Below are 15,728 nucleotides of genomic sequence, written 5' to 3'. Positions count from 1 at the left end.
GTGACTACACCTGTCTATCAAAACTTTATTAATGGCCACTTCCTTGCAAACCAAAGTGGTAAAACTTTTGATGTAAAAAACCCAGCAACAGATGAAGTTATTTACTCGGTAGAAATTGCCGACGAATTTATTCAAAACGCAGCCATTGAAAGTGCAAAGCAAGGCTTTGCACAGTGGTCAAAAATGGCCCCTATTGAGCGAAGCCGTATTTTATTAAAAGCCGTTTCGTTGTTACGCGAACGCAACGATGAGCTTGCGCTAGTTGAAGTGCTTGATACTGGTAAACCAATGCAAGAAGCAAACTGCGTTGATATTGAAACCGGCGCAGATGTAATTGAATACTTTGCGGGTCTTGCTCCTGCACAAGTTGGCCAACAGCAAATGGTAGGCGAAGACTTTTACTACACACGTAAAGAGCCATTAGGGGTTTGTGCTGGTATTGGCGCATGGAATTACCCGCTACAAATTGCATGTTGGAAATCAGGCCCTGCACTTGCAGCAGGTAATGCATTTATTTTTAAACCATCTGAAGAAACACCACTTGGTGCAATTAAGCTTGCCGAAATTTTTGTAGAAGCAGGTGTACCTGCTGGCGTATTTAACGTAGTACAAGGTGCAGGTGACGTAGGCCAGTGGCTAACCTCGCACAGTGAGATTGACAAAGTATCATTTACTGGCGAAGTAGGCACAGGTAAAAAAGTAGTAGCAAGCGCTGCCGGTACATTAAAAGACGTAACAATGGAACTGGGTGGTAAATCACCGCTAGTTGTATTTGATGATGCAAATATAGAACAAGCAGTAAGTGCAGCAATGTTGGGTAATTTTTATACCCAAGGCGAAATTTGTACTAACTGTACACGTATTTACGTTCATAAAAATGTATATCAGCAGTTTATTGATGAGCTTAAAACACGTACTGAGCAAAACATTATTGCTGGCGACCCACAAGATTTAAATACTAACTTTGGTGCACTAATCTCTAAAAAGCATCAAGAATTAGTAATGAGCTATATACAAAGCGGTAAAGACCAAGGTGCAACACTATTGACTGGCGGTACTACGCTTTCACCTGAATCAGCGCCTAATGGTTACTTTGTTGCACCTACTGTGTTTATTGATTGCAACGATGATATGACCATAGTGAAAGAAGAAATATTTGGCCCAGTAATGAGCGTACTTGTTTTTGAAGACGAAGACGATGTTATTGCACGTGCCAATGGTACTCACTTAGGCTTAGCCGCTGGCGTATTTACCAGCGATATTAAACGCGCACACCGTGTTATTCACCAATTAGAAGCGGGTATCTGTTGGATTAATGCTTATGGTAACTCACCAGCTGAAATGCCTGTAGGTGGTTATAAGCAATCGGGTATTGGCCGTGAAAACGGTATCGAAACACTAGATCATTACACGCAAACTAAGTCTATTTATGTGGGCATGGCCGACATAGAAAGCCCGTTTTAAGGTGGTAACTATGAGTAACTCTTATGATTACATTATTGTTGGCGCAGGCTCAGCAGGTTGTGTGTTAGCAAATCGCTTATCTGAAGATTCAAGCAACAAAGTACTATTACTTGAAACTGGCGGCAGTGATAAAAGTATTTTTATTAAAATGCCAACGGCGCTTTCTATACCAATGAATACTGATAAGTACGCTTGGCAGTTTCACACTCAGCCAGAGCCGTACTTAGATAACCGAGAAATGCACTGCCCTCGCGGTAAAGTACTTGGTGGCTCGTCATCGATTAATGGCATGGTGTACGTACGCGGCCACGCAAAAGATTTTGATGAGTGGCAACAGCACGGTGCTAATGGTTGGGATTACCAATCGTGTTTACCGTATTTTCAAAAGGCAGAAAGCTTTTACCTTGGAGAAAATCAGTACCGTGGCGGCAACGGCCCACTTGGCGTTAATAACGGTAACGAAATGCAAAATCCACTTTACACTACGTTTATAAAAGCCGGTGTAGAGGCAGGTTATGCCAATACAGCAGATTATAATAGCGCCCAGCAAGAAGGCTTTGGCCCTATGCACATGACCGTGAAAGACGGTGTGCGCAGCTCTGCTTCTCGTGAATATTTAGACCCGGTTAAATCACGTAGTAATTTAACCGTAGTTACCGGTGCACTTGCACAAAAAGTAATTTTGGAAGGTAAAAAAGCCACTGGTATCGAGTATAAAGTAAATGGAGCAGTTAAAACTGCCCACGCTGCAAAAGAGGTTGTTTTAAGTGCAGGCCCAATTGGCTCTCCGCATATTTTGCAGCTCTCTGGTATTGGCGATAAAGACATACTAGAAAAAGCAGGCGTTGAAGTTAAACACCACTTACCGGGTGTAGGTCAAAACTTACAAGATCACCTTGAATTTTACTTTCAGTACAAGTGTAAGCAGCCAATTACTTTAAACGGCAAATTAGGGCTTATTTCTAAAGGCTTAATTGGCGCTAAATGGCTACTTACTCGCAAAGGTTTAGGTGCAACTAATCACTTTGAGTCGTGTGCATTTATTCGTTCAAAGCCTGAAGTTGAATGGCCAGATATTCAATATCACTTTTTACCAGCAGCAATGCGCTACGATGGCCGCAGTGCATTTGCAGGACATGGTTTTCAGGTGCATGTAGGTCATAACAAACCAAAAAGCCGTGGTAGTGTCACTATCCAATCAGCTAACCCTGAGCAACCGCCACAAATATTGTTTAATTACTTACAGCATAAAGACGACATTGAAGGCTTTAGAGCGTGTGTGCGTTTAACCCGAGACATTATTGAACAAAGTGCCTTTGATGACTACCGTGATGAAGAAATTCAACCAGGTAAACATATTCAAACCGACGAAGAGATAGACGCCTTTGTACGCCAAGCAGTAGAAAGCGCTTATCACCCTTCTTGTTCGTGCAAAATGGGTGAAGATGAAATGGCAGTGGTTAATTCAAATACGCAAGTACATGGTATTGAAGGCTTACACGTTGTTGACTCGTCTATTTTCCCTACGGTACCTAACGGTAACTTAAATGCGCCAACTATCATGGTGGCCGAAAAAGCAGCTGATTTAATTTTAGGTAAAACACCGTTACCGCAGGCATCTGTAAAAGTTGCAATGAGCGATAACTGGCAAACAACGCAACGTAATAGCGAGATTTAATTAAGCCATAACGTGCTTTGCATTATGTAAGGCACGTTCACCTTGCAGTGGCTCACGGCATAAATTGGTTATGCGGTGTTTGTGCAAGCAATAAAACAAAAACGGAGAACTTATGAGTTACTTTTATTCATTTTGGGAGGGCGATAATGACTATATGGCTTAGTGCTGGCATTATCTTTACACTACTTGCGGTTATTACTATTTTATTAAAATGGGGTAACGTACGTGTAGTAGGTGTAACACCAGTTAGAACCTTCACCTTTATTGCAATATTATTTACCTCGGGCCTAGATGTTGGCCTAATTATGTTTCCATTAACCGAATTTGCAGGTTATGCAGACATAAAAGCAAGCCCAGAATACGCGTTTGCAAACCCACTGGCGATTGAGTTTGGCTATTGGGGATTCTTGATCTGGGGATTTTACTTTCTTACGTGCTTTTATTTCTGTGTAATAGAACCTAAAGTTAAATTTTTCGAAATTCCTTGGGTTAAATTCATCAATAACGTGGTAATTATTGGCACCTGTGCTTTTACTGCTTATTTACTGCTTTCAAATCTACCTTGGTATTTACCAGAGCTAGGTGATGGTTCGAGCGTCATTCCAACATTTTACCTTATTGTATTTGCGGCTATTTGCTTTGCTGTTTACTCAAGTACAGACATTAAATACGTACGTTTTTTAAGTATTTCGACAACGTGGTTATTTATCGCATTAATTGCCTTTATGTGGGCAGGTGCTTTTGTTATGGGTGATAGTGAAATGTCGTCATTTACCAATAACCTTGCCGAAATTGGTACTTACTTTGCAAATATAAATCAGTTTGTTTTACCACTTAACGATTACCATGAGTTTTACCTATTTTGGTGGTTTGCGTGGAGCATCATGATTGGTCAATTTACATCTCGCTTTGTGGGCGGCCTTAAAACTTACCAAGTGTTAGGTGCAATGCTAATATTCCCTTCAATCCCAATTGCAATCTGGTTTAGTGTGCTTTATCACTATCATGATATGGGTATTCCAACTCAAGGTATTAAAAACTTTGCGATGGTGTTTGTAGGTATTGTGTTTGTAATCAATTCACTTGATTCATTAATACGCTTATATACTGATAACTTAAATTTAACGGTAAAACGTTTAGGTAAGCTTAACTATATGGCACTAAATATAGTTGCCCTTTCATTGCTTACTTTATTATTTAAGCTAGAGTTTTTACAAATACAATGGGTTGGTGCGTTAGTAATTGGTTTATTCTTTGTTTGTGCAGGCTTTATTGGTTACAGCAAGTTTAAAACAGTTAAGAACATAGATAGCTCACCAAAAGATAATAAAATTGATTATACAAAAATAGAAACTGTACATTAGGAAAATCAACAATGAATAACAAACTAAAACAACTTGTAGCATTAGTACCATTTGCACTTTTATCAACAACAGCTGCGGCAGATTGGTCAACAACCATTACAGCAGCCTCTGATTACACCTTTAACGGTGTAAGCCAAACTGATAGCGACCCTGCCATTCAAGGAAGCCTTGATTACGCTTTCGATAACGGTGTTTACGCTGGTGCATGGGCGTCTAATGTAGATTTTGGTGATGACACTGATTTTGAACTTGATGCATACCTAGGGCGTTATGTGCAGTTAAATGATGAATTAAGTGTTGATTACGGTATTGCGTATTACACGTACCAAGGTAATAACAGCGATTATAACTACGCTGAAGCTTATACTAAATTTGGTTATGCAAGTGAATACGGCCAAACTGAGCTTAACTTTTGGTACAGTTGGGATTACTTCGGTCAAGATGGAGGTCATGTAATATCTATGCTTGCACACACCTACGAGCTTGCTCAAAACCATGCACTACGTGCCAGCTTTGATATTTCAAACTCGCTAGATGGTGACAAATGGATATGGGATCCAGCAAAGGGTGACAAATCTTATTATCACTACCGCTTAGCATACCAAACTAGCTACGAAGGTTTTGGTATAGAAGTAGCGGCAGAAAATACAAGCTTAGATAACGATACTTCTGATGAGCGTATTGTGCTTGCTGTTTCTCGCACGTTCGATTTATAAAATTGTAGTTGTTAGATTCTACAAACAAAAATGTCACTTTTTATAAGTGGCATTTTTTATTTATAAGCTTTGTTAGTTAACACTAATTATAAATTAAACATGTATTTTAAGAGCAAATAACAGTACAACTTAAACACTACATTCATATTTAATTGTGCTTAATCATAACTTCTCTTAATGAGAACAGTGTACATTAGCTTTTAAGTAATATTATGAAACTAGGTAATTTCCCAAGCACTGGTACCTGCAGCAAATAAATTACCGGTATTTTTACGCAGTACTTTATTACCTACATTAGCTGATGATTCTGGGCGGCTGACTAAATACCCTTGCACAGAACTTACGCCCATGCGCTTAACAAGCTCAAACTGCTCTATCTCTTCTACACCTTCGGCTACAATTTTAAGGCCAAGCTTTTGCCCTAGTTCACTAATTATATTGAGTATATCGTTGTACTTTTGGCTTTTATCAGCCTGAGAAATAAACGAACGATCAATTTTAATCACATCTATAGGTAAGTCGGCTAATGTGCTTAATGAGCTAAATCCGGTACCAAAATCATCAATTGCAATAGTAACCCCATGCTCTCTTAAGCGCTCAAGCTCTTCAATCATGCCTTTACTTGCTTTAATAAATGTAGACTCAGTTATTTCGAGCATTAATGAATGCGAAGGTAACCCAGTATTTTTAAGGTTTTTCATAACCCATTCAAAGATTGAGCGGTGCTTTAATTGGACGCCCGACACGTTAACCGATATTTTTACCTTACGCATACCGGCATTATGCCAAGCAGCCATTTGCCTACATGATTCATACATAATCCAATCGCCAAGCTCTAAAATTAGATTAGACTCCTCAGCAATAGGAATAAATTCAGACGGAGCAATCATTCCCTCTATAGGGTGATCCCAACGAGTAAGCGCTTCAAAGTACTCAATCATGCAGTCTTCTACATGGACTATTGGCTGAAACGATAAGTAAAAGTCTTTACATGCTACGGCTAGGCGTAATTCTTCAAGTAAATAATGATAGCGGCGCATTTTATTGCCCATTTCGGGCGAATATACTTTAAAAATACCTTTACCATCACTTTTAGCGCGATACATCGCAACATCAGCAAGTTGCAGCAAAGCCTGCGGTGTAGAGGCGCTTTCTGGGTAAGCTGCAATACCAATGCTGGCACTAATTTTTACTATTTTATTGCCTAGTACAAAGTCTTTTTCAAGCTCGCTGAGTACATGTTTTGCAATATCGATGACTTTATTTTCAGTATCGACCGACTCAATAAAAATTGAAAACTCATCCCCTCCTAAACGTGACAAGTTTTGCTCAAGTTGGTTTGCGCCATTAATATTACTTAATTTATGATGACGTAAAACATTCGCTAAACGCGTCGCTACCTGTACCAGTATTTCATCACCAAAACTGTGGCCAAACGAGTCATTCACCTGTTTAAAGCCATCTAAATCAATAAATAATAAAGCACATTTAAGGTTTTCTTTATCTGTAAAGTTAATTTGTCTGTCTATGTGCTCTATGTAGGCATGACGGTCAATAAGTAAGGTTAGTTTATCTTGGCAAATACTAGTTTGGGTTTGCTTTAAATAGGTCGCCACATGAATATTTAGGCTATTTATAGAGTGGCTTAAATTGCTTAATCCCGATGAGTTGTCAGGCTCTACTTGCAAGTTAAACGCGTTAAGTAGCTCATTGGCATTGGTGTTAAGCTGCGCTATTTTTTTGTGATAGCTGGCTTTTTTTCGCTCTTTGCACAGCAATGAAAAGAAACCAAATAACACTATACACACAATTATAAAGTTAATAGGTGAAGTAAGTGTCATTAATATCAGTTTATTAGCATCCGCGGCTATAAATTCTGAGTCAGTGGATTTTACTAATAAAAAATCGGCTGTAGGTTGATGTATTATGTAGTGGCCATTTAAAATAGGATTATACCAAGGTGCCATTTCTAGTTTAGTATCTATAATTTCGAAGCGGCGTATATCTACAGAAGAGTTAAATAAGTTTATGCGGTTTATTTGATTTGTAAGCTCTATATTTAAGCAAAAACAAAACAAAATTAAGATAAGTAGTAAGTTGCCTAAGGGTTTAAATTTATTCATCTCAAAAAATCCATCTTTGCTACTTCCTCATTTATACCTTAGCAACTAAAAGTCAGTACATTAAAGCATTATGAGATAAATAAACCATAGCAATAATAATAAGCTAACTAACTATTTTCAGTTTCTAGTATAGAAGTATGATGAATAAAAATAAACCACTTTGTTAAAATCGATCTCTTGGATCACTTAATATTTATAGTTGCCACGCATAACTTACTTTTGTAAAAAATGTTCGCTGATCACGCTCAACATGCTTTAGGGAATCGTCTTGATAACTTTTATCTGAGTACCCTAAGTAAAATAAGGTTTGCGCATTTATTTTGTACGAGTAAACCAATTGGCTGCCGTAATCTTTATTTATGTGACTTACTTGATAAAAATACGCGTCTTTATTTCTATCAATATCTTCAAATTGTAAAATGAGTTTAAGCATTGAGCGCATACTAAATTTATAATAAAGCCTAAAATCTAATAAGTTAGCGGTATAAACTCGCTCCCCTTGTGGGTTATCTAACACACTGTAGTTATGCGTAGCATCTACTTGCCAGTGATCGTTTATATCCCACTTAGCTTGGGTTTGTGTAGCGTACGAGTCGCCAATTTGCTCATTGGCGTAATCTATACGGCTGCCATACTCACCATAAAACGAAAGCCATATATTATTTTTAGGTTTAAAACCCGTGTATACAAAGCCAATATTTTGGTTATAAAAAGTATCGTTATAATTCTCATAGCGATGCAGTAAGCCAATTTCAAAAATAGACTGTTTTTGGCCTTTTAATGTTATAAACCCTTGATATTCATCTTCAAGTAGGTCGCCATTTTGAGCCCATGTTTTATTCCAGTCGGCCTCATAAGACCATGACGTTAATAAGCCTGACTCGTCGCTGTACCAGGTTTGTCCACCTACAAGGCCAACTTTTTCGTAATCTACTTTTTCTTGGTAACCTAAATCTGTACGGTAGTCTTCACCAATATTTTCGTAGCTTGCAGACACATTGTAGTCTCGCTTATCTCGCGTGAATTCAATAGCGTATGCTTCATCTGACTGTTTTCTAGCAAGATTATAATTATTCGTTAAAAGCGCTGAGTTTTTAGAATTAGCCGTTGCTACTTGGTAGGCAAGCGTATCTGATTGATTAAACCAATAACTGCCATCAACAGAGAATACCGTATTGTAGTAATCATCACTTTCTCTGTGAGTAGTACTAAGCCCTATTGTACCTTGCTCGCCAATATCATATTGATAACGGGCAGCTGCTGCGTGGGTTTTTTCCTCTAAAATCGCAAAACCAGAGCCTTGGTTTGTAGGCAATAAAATATTGCTGTTATTGTCATCTGCATACATAAATGCATAGCTATGCTGCCCCGTTTTGCCAGTCAGTTTTGCCCCTACCTCAGGCTCTGCAATAGTGCGGGTATAAAGTAGTTCAAATAAGCTACTTTGAAAATACGAGGCCCCATCTAAAAAAAACGGTCGCTTTTCGTTATAATATATTGAGTAAGTGGTGTTTACATCAAGCTCTAAGGCATCACTTTCTATTTGCGAAAAATCAGGGTTAATTGTTGCATTAATCACCGCATCTTGAGTAACACCCCAACGTAAATCTAGGCCTGCTTCGGTATTAATATCGCCGTTATCCCAATTGCCAGGTAAGGTTGGCTTTGAATCATGTCTAAGTGCTGTAAGCGTAGGCGTTAGTTGTAAGTTTTTACTGGCTTTTACATTTTTAAAACCGTGGAGTTTATCAAACTGACAAAGGCTGCATTTTATATCTCGGTCAAAACCCATATTTGAAAGTTGATAAAGCACGTCACGCTGATAATTTCGTAACACCGCAAACCCCCACGTTAGGTCGGGCTTATTTTCAGGAAATCTAAGTGCCTTAAAAGGTATGCGCATTTCAACCACAAAGCCTTGCTCAGTAATTTTACCTGCGCTATCCCATATTGCATCCCAAGATGGGTCTGACTGCCAACCATCGGTGTCACTCATTCGAGTATCACCTTGCGCGCCTAATGGATTTACATAAAATTCGTAAGCTGAACGCTCGTCGTTAAAGGTATCAATAATTAAAATAACCGTGTCGTCTTGCCAGAGTGTATCTCTATCACGAAGTGACGCTGTAATTTGGCTAGGCTGAGGGTCTTCGGCTACAAATGCAACGTATAAGTTGCTGCCATCTTCGTACATGTAGGCGTCGGTTTTAACAGGTGGTATACCCTTCTCGTTTGGCTCATCTTGAAACGCAATAGGCACTAATGTGGCATTTTGCCAATGAGGCTCGTCAAGTACGCCATCAACGGTAATATCAGTATTGATATGTGACAGCGAATACTGCGTTTTTTCAGCGGCTAATAGTGGGGTTGTAAATAAAAGTGCAAAAGTAAGTGCAAATAAAACACTCAAGTGTTTTTTTATAGTTATAAAGTACTGCATAAACATCCATTTAGAGATATTTACCCTAAAAAGGTAAACTTATCTACGGAGTGTAATTTAAGTCAGTACATTTGTTAATAGTTTGATACTAAAAATATTGAGTATTTTAACTAATTAATATTAAAGGATTAATTTAAAAGCTAGGTTTCTATTAATTTAAGCTTATTAGCCACACCATTCCATTGGTCTGCCTCATCAGGGGCTGGTTTTACTTCAACAATACGCGGCCAAACTAAAGCAAGCTCAGCGTTAAGTTCCGTAAATTCTTTTTGATCTTCTGGAAGTTCGTCTTCTTGATAAATTGCCTCTGCTGGGCACTCAGGTACACACAAACCGCAATCAATACAATCTATTGGGCTTATTGCTAAAAAGTTAGGGCCTTCGTAAAAGGCATCTGCAGGGCACACTGCCACACAATCTGTGTATTTGCATTTAATACAGTTTTCGGTGACTACAAACGCCATAACAGTTAAAACCCAATAATTAATCATCTAAGGCGCGGATCATACCCAACCACACTAAAAACACAATAAATAAGTGCCATAATTGGCCAATTTAACGTAGTATATGCGCCCTTAATGTAAAGCCATTACGTGCCCTACACTTCTTATTGTGAGCGGAAATAAACCCGCTAAGACACCTAAAAGAGATACTAATGATACGTTTAACCGAAATAAAGCTGCCGCTTGATCATAACGAAGATGCTCTAGGCCAAGCCATAGTAGATAAACTAAAAATAAAACCTGAGCAATTGCACAGCTACAATGTGTTTAAACGTGGCTACGACGCACGTAAAAAAACAGCTATTTTACTTATTTACACTCTTGATATTGAAGTAGATAACGAAGAGGCACTGCTAAATACATTCTCTAAAGATCAGCACGTAAAACCGGCGCCCGACACTTCATACAAATTTGTCGCGCAAGCACCTGCTAATATTACTGAGCGCCCTGTGGTAATTGGTTTTGGCCCATGTGGTTTATTTGCGGGTTTAGTTCTTGCGCAAATGGGCTTTAACCCGATCATTTTAGAGCGTGGTAAAGAAGTACGCGAACGCACAAAAGACACCTTTGGCTTTTGGCGTAAACGCACACTTAACACTGAGTCTAATGTGCAGTTTGGTGAAGGTGGTGCTGGTACATTTTCAGACGGTAAACTATACAGCCAAGTAAAAGATCCAAAACATTATGGTCGTAAAGTTATAACCGAATTTGTAGAAGCCGGTGCACCGGATGAAATTCTATATGTAAGTAAGCCACACATTGGTACGTTTAAACTTGTTACTATGATTGAAAAAATGCGCGCGCGTATTATAGAGCTTGGCGGCGAAATACGCTTTAGCACACGCGTAGATGACATTCATTTAGATGATGGACAAGTAACCGGCTTAACACTTTCAAATGGTGAAAAACTAGATACTCGTCACGTTGTACTTGCAGTCGGTCACAGCGCTCGTGATACCTTTAAAATGATCCACGACAAAGGTATTTATGTAGAAGCTAAACCCTTCTCTGTTGGCTTTAGAATCGAGCACAAACAATCAATGATTGATGAGTGCCGTTTTGGAGATAACGCAGGCAACCCAATTTTAGGCTCAGCCGATTACAAACTCGTTCATCATTGTGATAATGGCCGCACAGTATACAGCTTTTGTATGTGCCCAGGTGGCACTGTAGTAGCCGCAACCTCTGAAGAAGGCCGTGTTGTTACTAACGGTATGAGCCAATATTCACGTAGTGAGCGTAACGCAAATAGCGCCATTGTTGTGGGTATTAACCCAGAAAAAGATTTCCCTGGTCACCCGCTTGCAGGTATTGATTTACAGCGTAAATTAGAAGAGCAGGCTTATGCATTAGGCGGCAGTAATTATGATGCCCCTGCACAACTTATTGGCGACTTTTTAAAAGGTAAAGCCTCTGGTGATTTAGGTGATGTACAGCCTTCATTTACACCAGGCATTAAATTAACCGATTTAGGTAAAGTACTCCCGCAGTTTGCTATCGATGCAATACGCGAAGCCATACCGGCATTTAATAAGCAAATTCGTGGTTTTTCAACTAACGATGGCTTGTTAACCGGTGTAGAAACGCGTACGTCATCACCTATTAGTATCAAACGCGATAAAAGCTTTCAAAGCATTAATACAAAAGGTTTATACCCAGCAGGTGAAGGCGCAGGCTACGCAGGCGGTATTTTATCTGCAGGCATTGATGGTATAAAAGCGGCTGAAGCAGTTGCACTTTCAATACTAGAAAACGCTTAAACACGCTTTAAGTTGTTAATCGAAAAACCTCTCCTTGTGGGGTTTTTGTTTAAAAATTGAGTCACAAAAAAACCTGAGTAAACTCAGGTTTTTTTATGCTTAAAACTTACGTTTGAGCTTACTTTTTAAGAGTAAGCCTAGCGCCTTTTAAGCTTTTACGTACATTTGAAATACGCGAGCGATTTACTGCACGTGCTTCGCCTGTTGCTTGCCCTGTAGGCTTATTAGTGCGGCTACGGCGTAAGTGCGCTGGCTTTTTACCAATTTTGTCTATAAGTACTTCACGGCTACTTACTTCGTAACCTTCTAAATATACACGCTTAATTTTTTGACCAATTAATGCTTCTATTTCAAATAAAGTATTTTCTTCTTCACGGCTTACAAACGAAATTGCTTGGCCTTGATTACCAGCACGACCTGTACGACCAATTCGGTGTACGTAATCTTCTGCAAGCCACGGTAAATCAATATTAATTACACGTGGGAGGCCATCAATATCAATACCACGTGCTGCAACTTCGGTTGCCACTAAAACACGTACTTTGCCTTCTTTAAATTCACGAAGCGCACGTCGGCGGTTACCTTGCGACTTATCGCCGTGGCATACAGTGGCAGGAATACCGTCTAGATTAAGCTCTTTTACAAGCTCATCGGCTGTTTCTTTCATGTTTACAAATACAAGTACTTGCTGCCAGTTCTTTTTACCAATCAGCTCTGAAAGAAGCTCTTGTTTACGGCGCTCTTCTACTGGGTACACAACGTGCTGTACGGTACTTGCTGTGCTGTTAGTTTGGTCAACACGCACAATTTCAGGCTGTTTTAATACTTTAGAAGCAAACTGTTTAATCGCAGCTGGGAACGTAGCCGAGAAAAGTAAAATTTGACGCTGTTCGTCACAGCTTTTAATAACACTTTGCATATCTTCAATAAAGCCCATATCAAGCATGCGGTCAGCTTCATCAAGTACTAAGTGTTTAACACTTGCAAGGCTCAAATTACCTAATCGAATGTGATCGAGTAAGCGCCCAGGCGTTGCAACAACAACATCTACACCGTCTTTTAGTAAATTAGCTTGGCCTGCTGTATTAACACCACCAAACAAGCTCACTACTTTTAAAGGAGTGTGTTTTGCGTAAGCTTTAAAGTTATTAGCTATTTGCTCTGCAAGCTCACGCGTTGGCGCAAGTACTAATGCACTGGGTGCATTTGTTGTGCTGTGCTCTGATTCAAATAATTTTTGGATGATAGGTAAAGCAAACGCTGCCGTTTTACCCGTGCCTGTTTGGGCACTTGCTAAAACGTCTTTACCTTTACGTACAGCCGGAATAGCTGAACGCTGAATGGGCGTAAGGGTGTGGTAATTAAGTTCGTCTAACGCCTGAATAAGTTCAGGGGCAAAACTAAAAGATTTAAAATTCATGCTGTATAACCTGCGGCCACATTATCAAGGGTCGCAAATTATACAGTAAAATTGAGTCAACAGTTAGTGATTACTGCCTATAATTAAAAAACTTAAGATAAAATTAATACATTGTCGTTATTTAATACTTCTGCCTTGGTGCCAACAATATCATCAACGTTAAGTTCGTTAATTAATATTTCGCCTTGAGCTTGCTGCTCATCACTCAGTGGCAAATACGGTAATCTAAATACCGGGTATACTGCGCCAGTCATCATCATTGCGGTGTTAATAGCAATAGGGTTTGGCTCGCAGAATAACCAATTCATTAAAGGTTGTAATGAGGTATTTAACGCATCATTTTTAGTATCCATTAATTGGCGGAACAACCCAGGAATAAGATTAGAGGTAACCGATATAACACCGTGGGCTTTGTGAATATGGCGCGCGTCGTGCGCTTCGTCATCGTTACCTGACCAACATGCAATACCTTGCTGCTCGTAATGGGCAATACGTTCATTGCCGCCACATTCTTTAATACCGATTAGGTTAGGATGCTGTGCTAATGGCTCAATAATATCTGGCGTTAAGTCTTGTCCTGTACGCCCTGCAACGTTGTAAATAAACGCAGGGCCTATATCAAGTACTCGTTTAAAGTGCTCGTTAACACCGGCAATAGACGTACGGCCATAATATGGATTAATTTGCAGCGCTGCATGCATCCCGCTGGCAAAGCCGTATTTAGTGGCTTTTATTGCTTCGCGTGTATTGTTACTACCTGTATTACCTACAATCAGGAGCTTATTGCCAAACTTGTTTGCACTGTGCGCAATAAGCATTAAATGCTCTTCCCAGTTCATTAACTGGCCTTCGCCGGTTGTACCACCAACCACAATGCCATCTACTCCCGCTGCTATTTGTATTTCAACGAGTTCATCGTACTTTGCTAGGTCTATTTCACCATTGGCTAAGTACGGGGTTTTAATAGCGGTAATTAAGCTTGCTTGTTTAATTTGTTCTAGGGTGCGCATAAAAATTCATTATTTATAAAACTTGCGCTATTTGTAACATACTTGCACGCATTTTTGCAGGCCTAAGCCAATAATAAACGTAAAATGGCTTGTGTTATTTAGTTTGATAATACAAAATATAAACACTGTACATTTAAACAGTGTTTATATTTTTAACTTTAAGCGAGCCTTTATGCGTTTATCTAACTACTTAGCCACTCATTTTTATAATACCGATGAGCTTTGCCATGCTTTAAATATTGATGCCGAGCAGCTAGATACGTGGCAGCAACACAGCGTATTCCCTAAACCAAGTTATTGTATTAAAAGTCAATTAAGTTGCAGTTCGTATTCTGGGTTGTATGAATGTGAGGAATATGATGACTATTATCCGCGCGGTTGCGTAAATTGGGGCCAAGGGCTTATAAAACAAAAGATTGAATCATCGAGTAATGCCTTTAATTATTTTGCACAGCAATACACGGCAAGCCTTACTAAGCTTGCTCAGCAAGGTTTTACCTTTAACGAAGAATTGTTTGGTTGTCAAATAGAGGAACACCTGCAACAAGTATGGCAGCAGTTTTTATGTAGTAAATATGGTGTGCTTACACAAAACGGGTTAATTGACGAAATAGTATGTGTAGATATTGGCAAGTTATTAGTTGACAACATTACTGAGCTGCGCACTAAAGCAACCTTAAATCAACAAGAGCGTACACAACTACACCCCGCTATGAAACTATTAAATAAAGCATTAGGCCACGGGGCTGATCACGAAAAACAGCAAACCCTACGCGCCCGCTATATTGATGCGCTTATTTTAAAGTACGACTTATCCATAAAATAAAAAATAGCAAAAGCTATACCTTAGCAAGGTAATATTACTTTAAAAGGCGATGTAGATTTACGCCGCCGTTTAAATTTATTGAATCAATTAGTTATTCTTAGCCAATTGATTTATATACATCAATATTACTGCTGGTTACTAAGCCAGTTACCTGTGTGCCGAAAGCTTTAAAATGCGGCTCGTTTTTATGCGCTTCAAAATGTTCATCAGATGCCCACTGCTCACTCACTAAATAAGTTGTTTGCTGCGCATCACTTTTAACCGATAGCTCATAGCGTAGGCAGCCTACTTCTTGGCGCGAGTACTTTTGTAGGTTTTCGAGTGCGGTTAATACAACGTCTGCATCAATATTATTACTCGAAATAGTGGCGATTACCGTTAACATGCTCAGTCCTTTTAAAAAGAATAAAGGTGCAGATTTTCT

At 39.2% G+C, this 15,728-nt stretch carries 12 protein-coding genes; 6 read left to right on the top strand and 6 right to left on the bottom strand.

The window, feature by feature from the left end; all coding sequences use genetic code 11:
• The 4 genes from betB (at position 1) to PESP_RS19595 (ending at position 5,222) form a co-directional block, all read left to right on the top strand.
• Positions 1 to 1,464 (top strand): betaine-aldehyde dehydrogenase, encoded by a 1,464-nt coding sequence (betB, locus tag PESP_RS19610; protein WP_089349847.1) that lies wholly within the window; start codon positions 1 to 3, stop codon positions 1,462 to 1,464.
• Positions 1,465 to 1,474: 10 nt separating this feature from the next.
• Complete coding sequence (gene betA, locus PESP_RS19605; protein WP_089349685.1) at positions 1,475 to 3,142, top strand: choline dehydrogenase; 1,668 nt, start codon at positions 1,475 to 1,477, stop codon at positions 3,140 to 3,142.
• A 146-nt stretch (positions 3,143 to 3,288) separates the two neighbouring features.
• Positions 3,289 to 4,506: a BCCT family transporter gene (locus PESP_RS19600; RefSeq protein ID WP_089349684.1), complete on the top strand. Its 1,218-nt coding sequence runs from the start codon at positions 3,289 to 3,291 to the stop codon at positions 4,504 to 4,506.
• Positions 4,507 to 4,517: 11 nt separating this feature from the next.
• On the top strand, positions 4,518 to 5,222 hold the full coding sequence (locus PESP_RS19595) for a TorF family putative porin (protein ID WP_089349683.1): 705 nt from the start codon (positions 4,518 to 4,520) through the stop codon (positions 5,220 to 5,222).
• 218 nt (positions 5,223 to 5,440) lie between these two features.
• Here the strand turns inward: PESP_RS19595 and PESP_RS19590 are convergent, their stop codons facing one another.
• The 3 genes from PESP_RS19590 to fdxA form a co-directional block, all read right to left on the bottom strand.
• A complete protein-coding gene (locus PESP_RS19590) occupies positions 5,441 to 7,345 on the bottom strand; it encodes a putative bifunctional diguanylate cyclase/phosphodiesterase (RefSeq protein ID WP_089349682.1) in 1,905 nt (634 codons plus the stop codon).
• Positions 7,346 to 7,538: 193 nt separating this feature from the next.
• Positions 7,539 to 9,785, bottom strand: coding sequence for a carbohydrate binding family 9 domain-containing protein (locus PESP_RS19585; RefSeq protein WP_089349681.1), 2,247 nt, complete (start codon positions 9,783 to 9,785; stop codon positions 7,539 to 7,541).
• 140 nt (positions 9,786 to 9,925) lie between these two features.
• Positions 9,926 to 10,249: a ferredoxin FdxA gene (gene fdxA / locus PESP_RS19580; protein ID WP_089349845.1), complete on the bottom strand. Its 324-nt coding sequence runs from the start codon at positions 10,247 to 10,249 to the stop codon at positions 9,926 to 9,928.
• Positions 10,250 to 10,440: 191 nt separating this feature from the next.
• Here fdxA and PESP_RS19575 point away from each other — a divergent pair, with 191 nt between their 5' ends.
• Positions 10,441 to 12,048, top strand: coding sequence for an NAD(P)/FAD-dependent oxidoreductase (locus tag PESP_RS19575; protein ID WP_089349680.1), 1,608 nt, complete (start codon positions 10,441 to 10,443; stop codon positions 12,046 to 12,048).
• A gap of 118 nt (positions 12,049 to 12,166) precedes the next feature.
• Here the strand turns inward: PESP_RS19575 and PESP_RS19570 are convergent, their stop codons facing one another.
• The gene (locus PESP_RS19570) at positions 12,167 to 13,468 is read right to left on the bottom strand and encodes a DEAD/DEAH box helicase (protein WP_089349679.1); all 1,302 of its coding nucleotides are present in this window, start codon (positions 13,466 to 13,468) and stop codon (positions 12,167 to 12,169) included.
• Positions 13,469 to 13,560: 92 nt separating this feature from the next.
• The gene (dapA, locus tag PESP_RS19565) at positions 13,561 to 14,478 is read right to left on the bottom strand and encodes a 4-hydroxy-tetrahydrodipicolinate synthase (RefSeq protein WP_089349678.1); all 918 of its coding nucleotides are present in this window, start codon (positions 14,476 to 14,478) and stop codon (positions 13,561 to 13,563) included.
• 172 nt (positions 14,479 to 14,650) lie between these two features.
• Between dapA and PESP_RS19560 the strand changes: the two genes are divergently transcribed.
• Entirely contained in the window at positions 14,651 to 15,304 is a 654-nt protein-coding gene (locus PESP_RS19560; protein WP_089349844.1) for a DUF6058 family natural product biosynthesis protein, read from the top strand.
• A 97-nt stretch (positions 15,305 to 15,401) separates the two neighbouring features.
• Here the strand turns inward: PESP_RS19560 and PESP_RS19555 are convergent, their stop codons facing one another.
• Positions 15,402 to 15,689 carry a putative quinol monooxygenase gene (locus tag PESP_RS19555; protein ID WP_089349677.1) on the bottom strand — a complete coding sequence of 96 codons (288 nt, stop codon included), beginning with the start codon at positions 15,687 to 15,689 and terminating at the stop codon, positions 15,402 to 15,404.
• Positions 15,690 to 15,728 lie beyond the last annotated feature (39 nt).

It is taken from the genome of Pseudoalteromonas espejiana DSM 9414 (assembly GCF_002221525.1).
GTDB lineage: Bacteria > Pseudomonadota > Gammaproteobacteria > Enterobacterales > Alteromonadaceae > Pseudoalteromonas > Pseudoalteromonas espejiana.
Note: the sequence above shows the minus strand (reverse complement) of the source record. Positions and strands in the feature narration are given on the sequence as shown.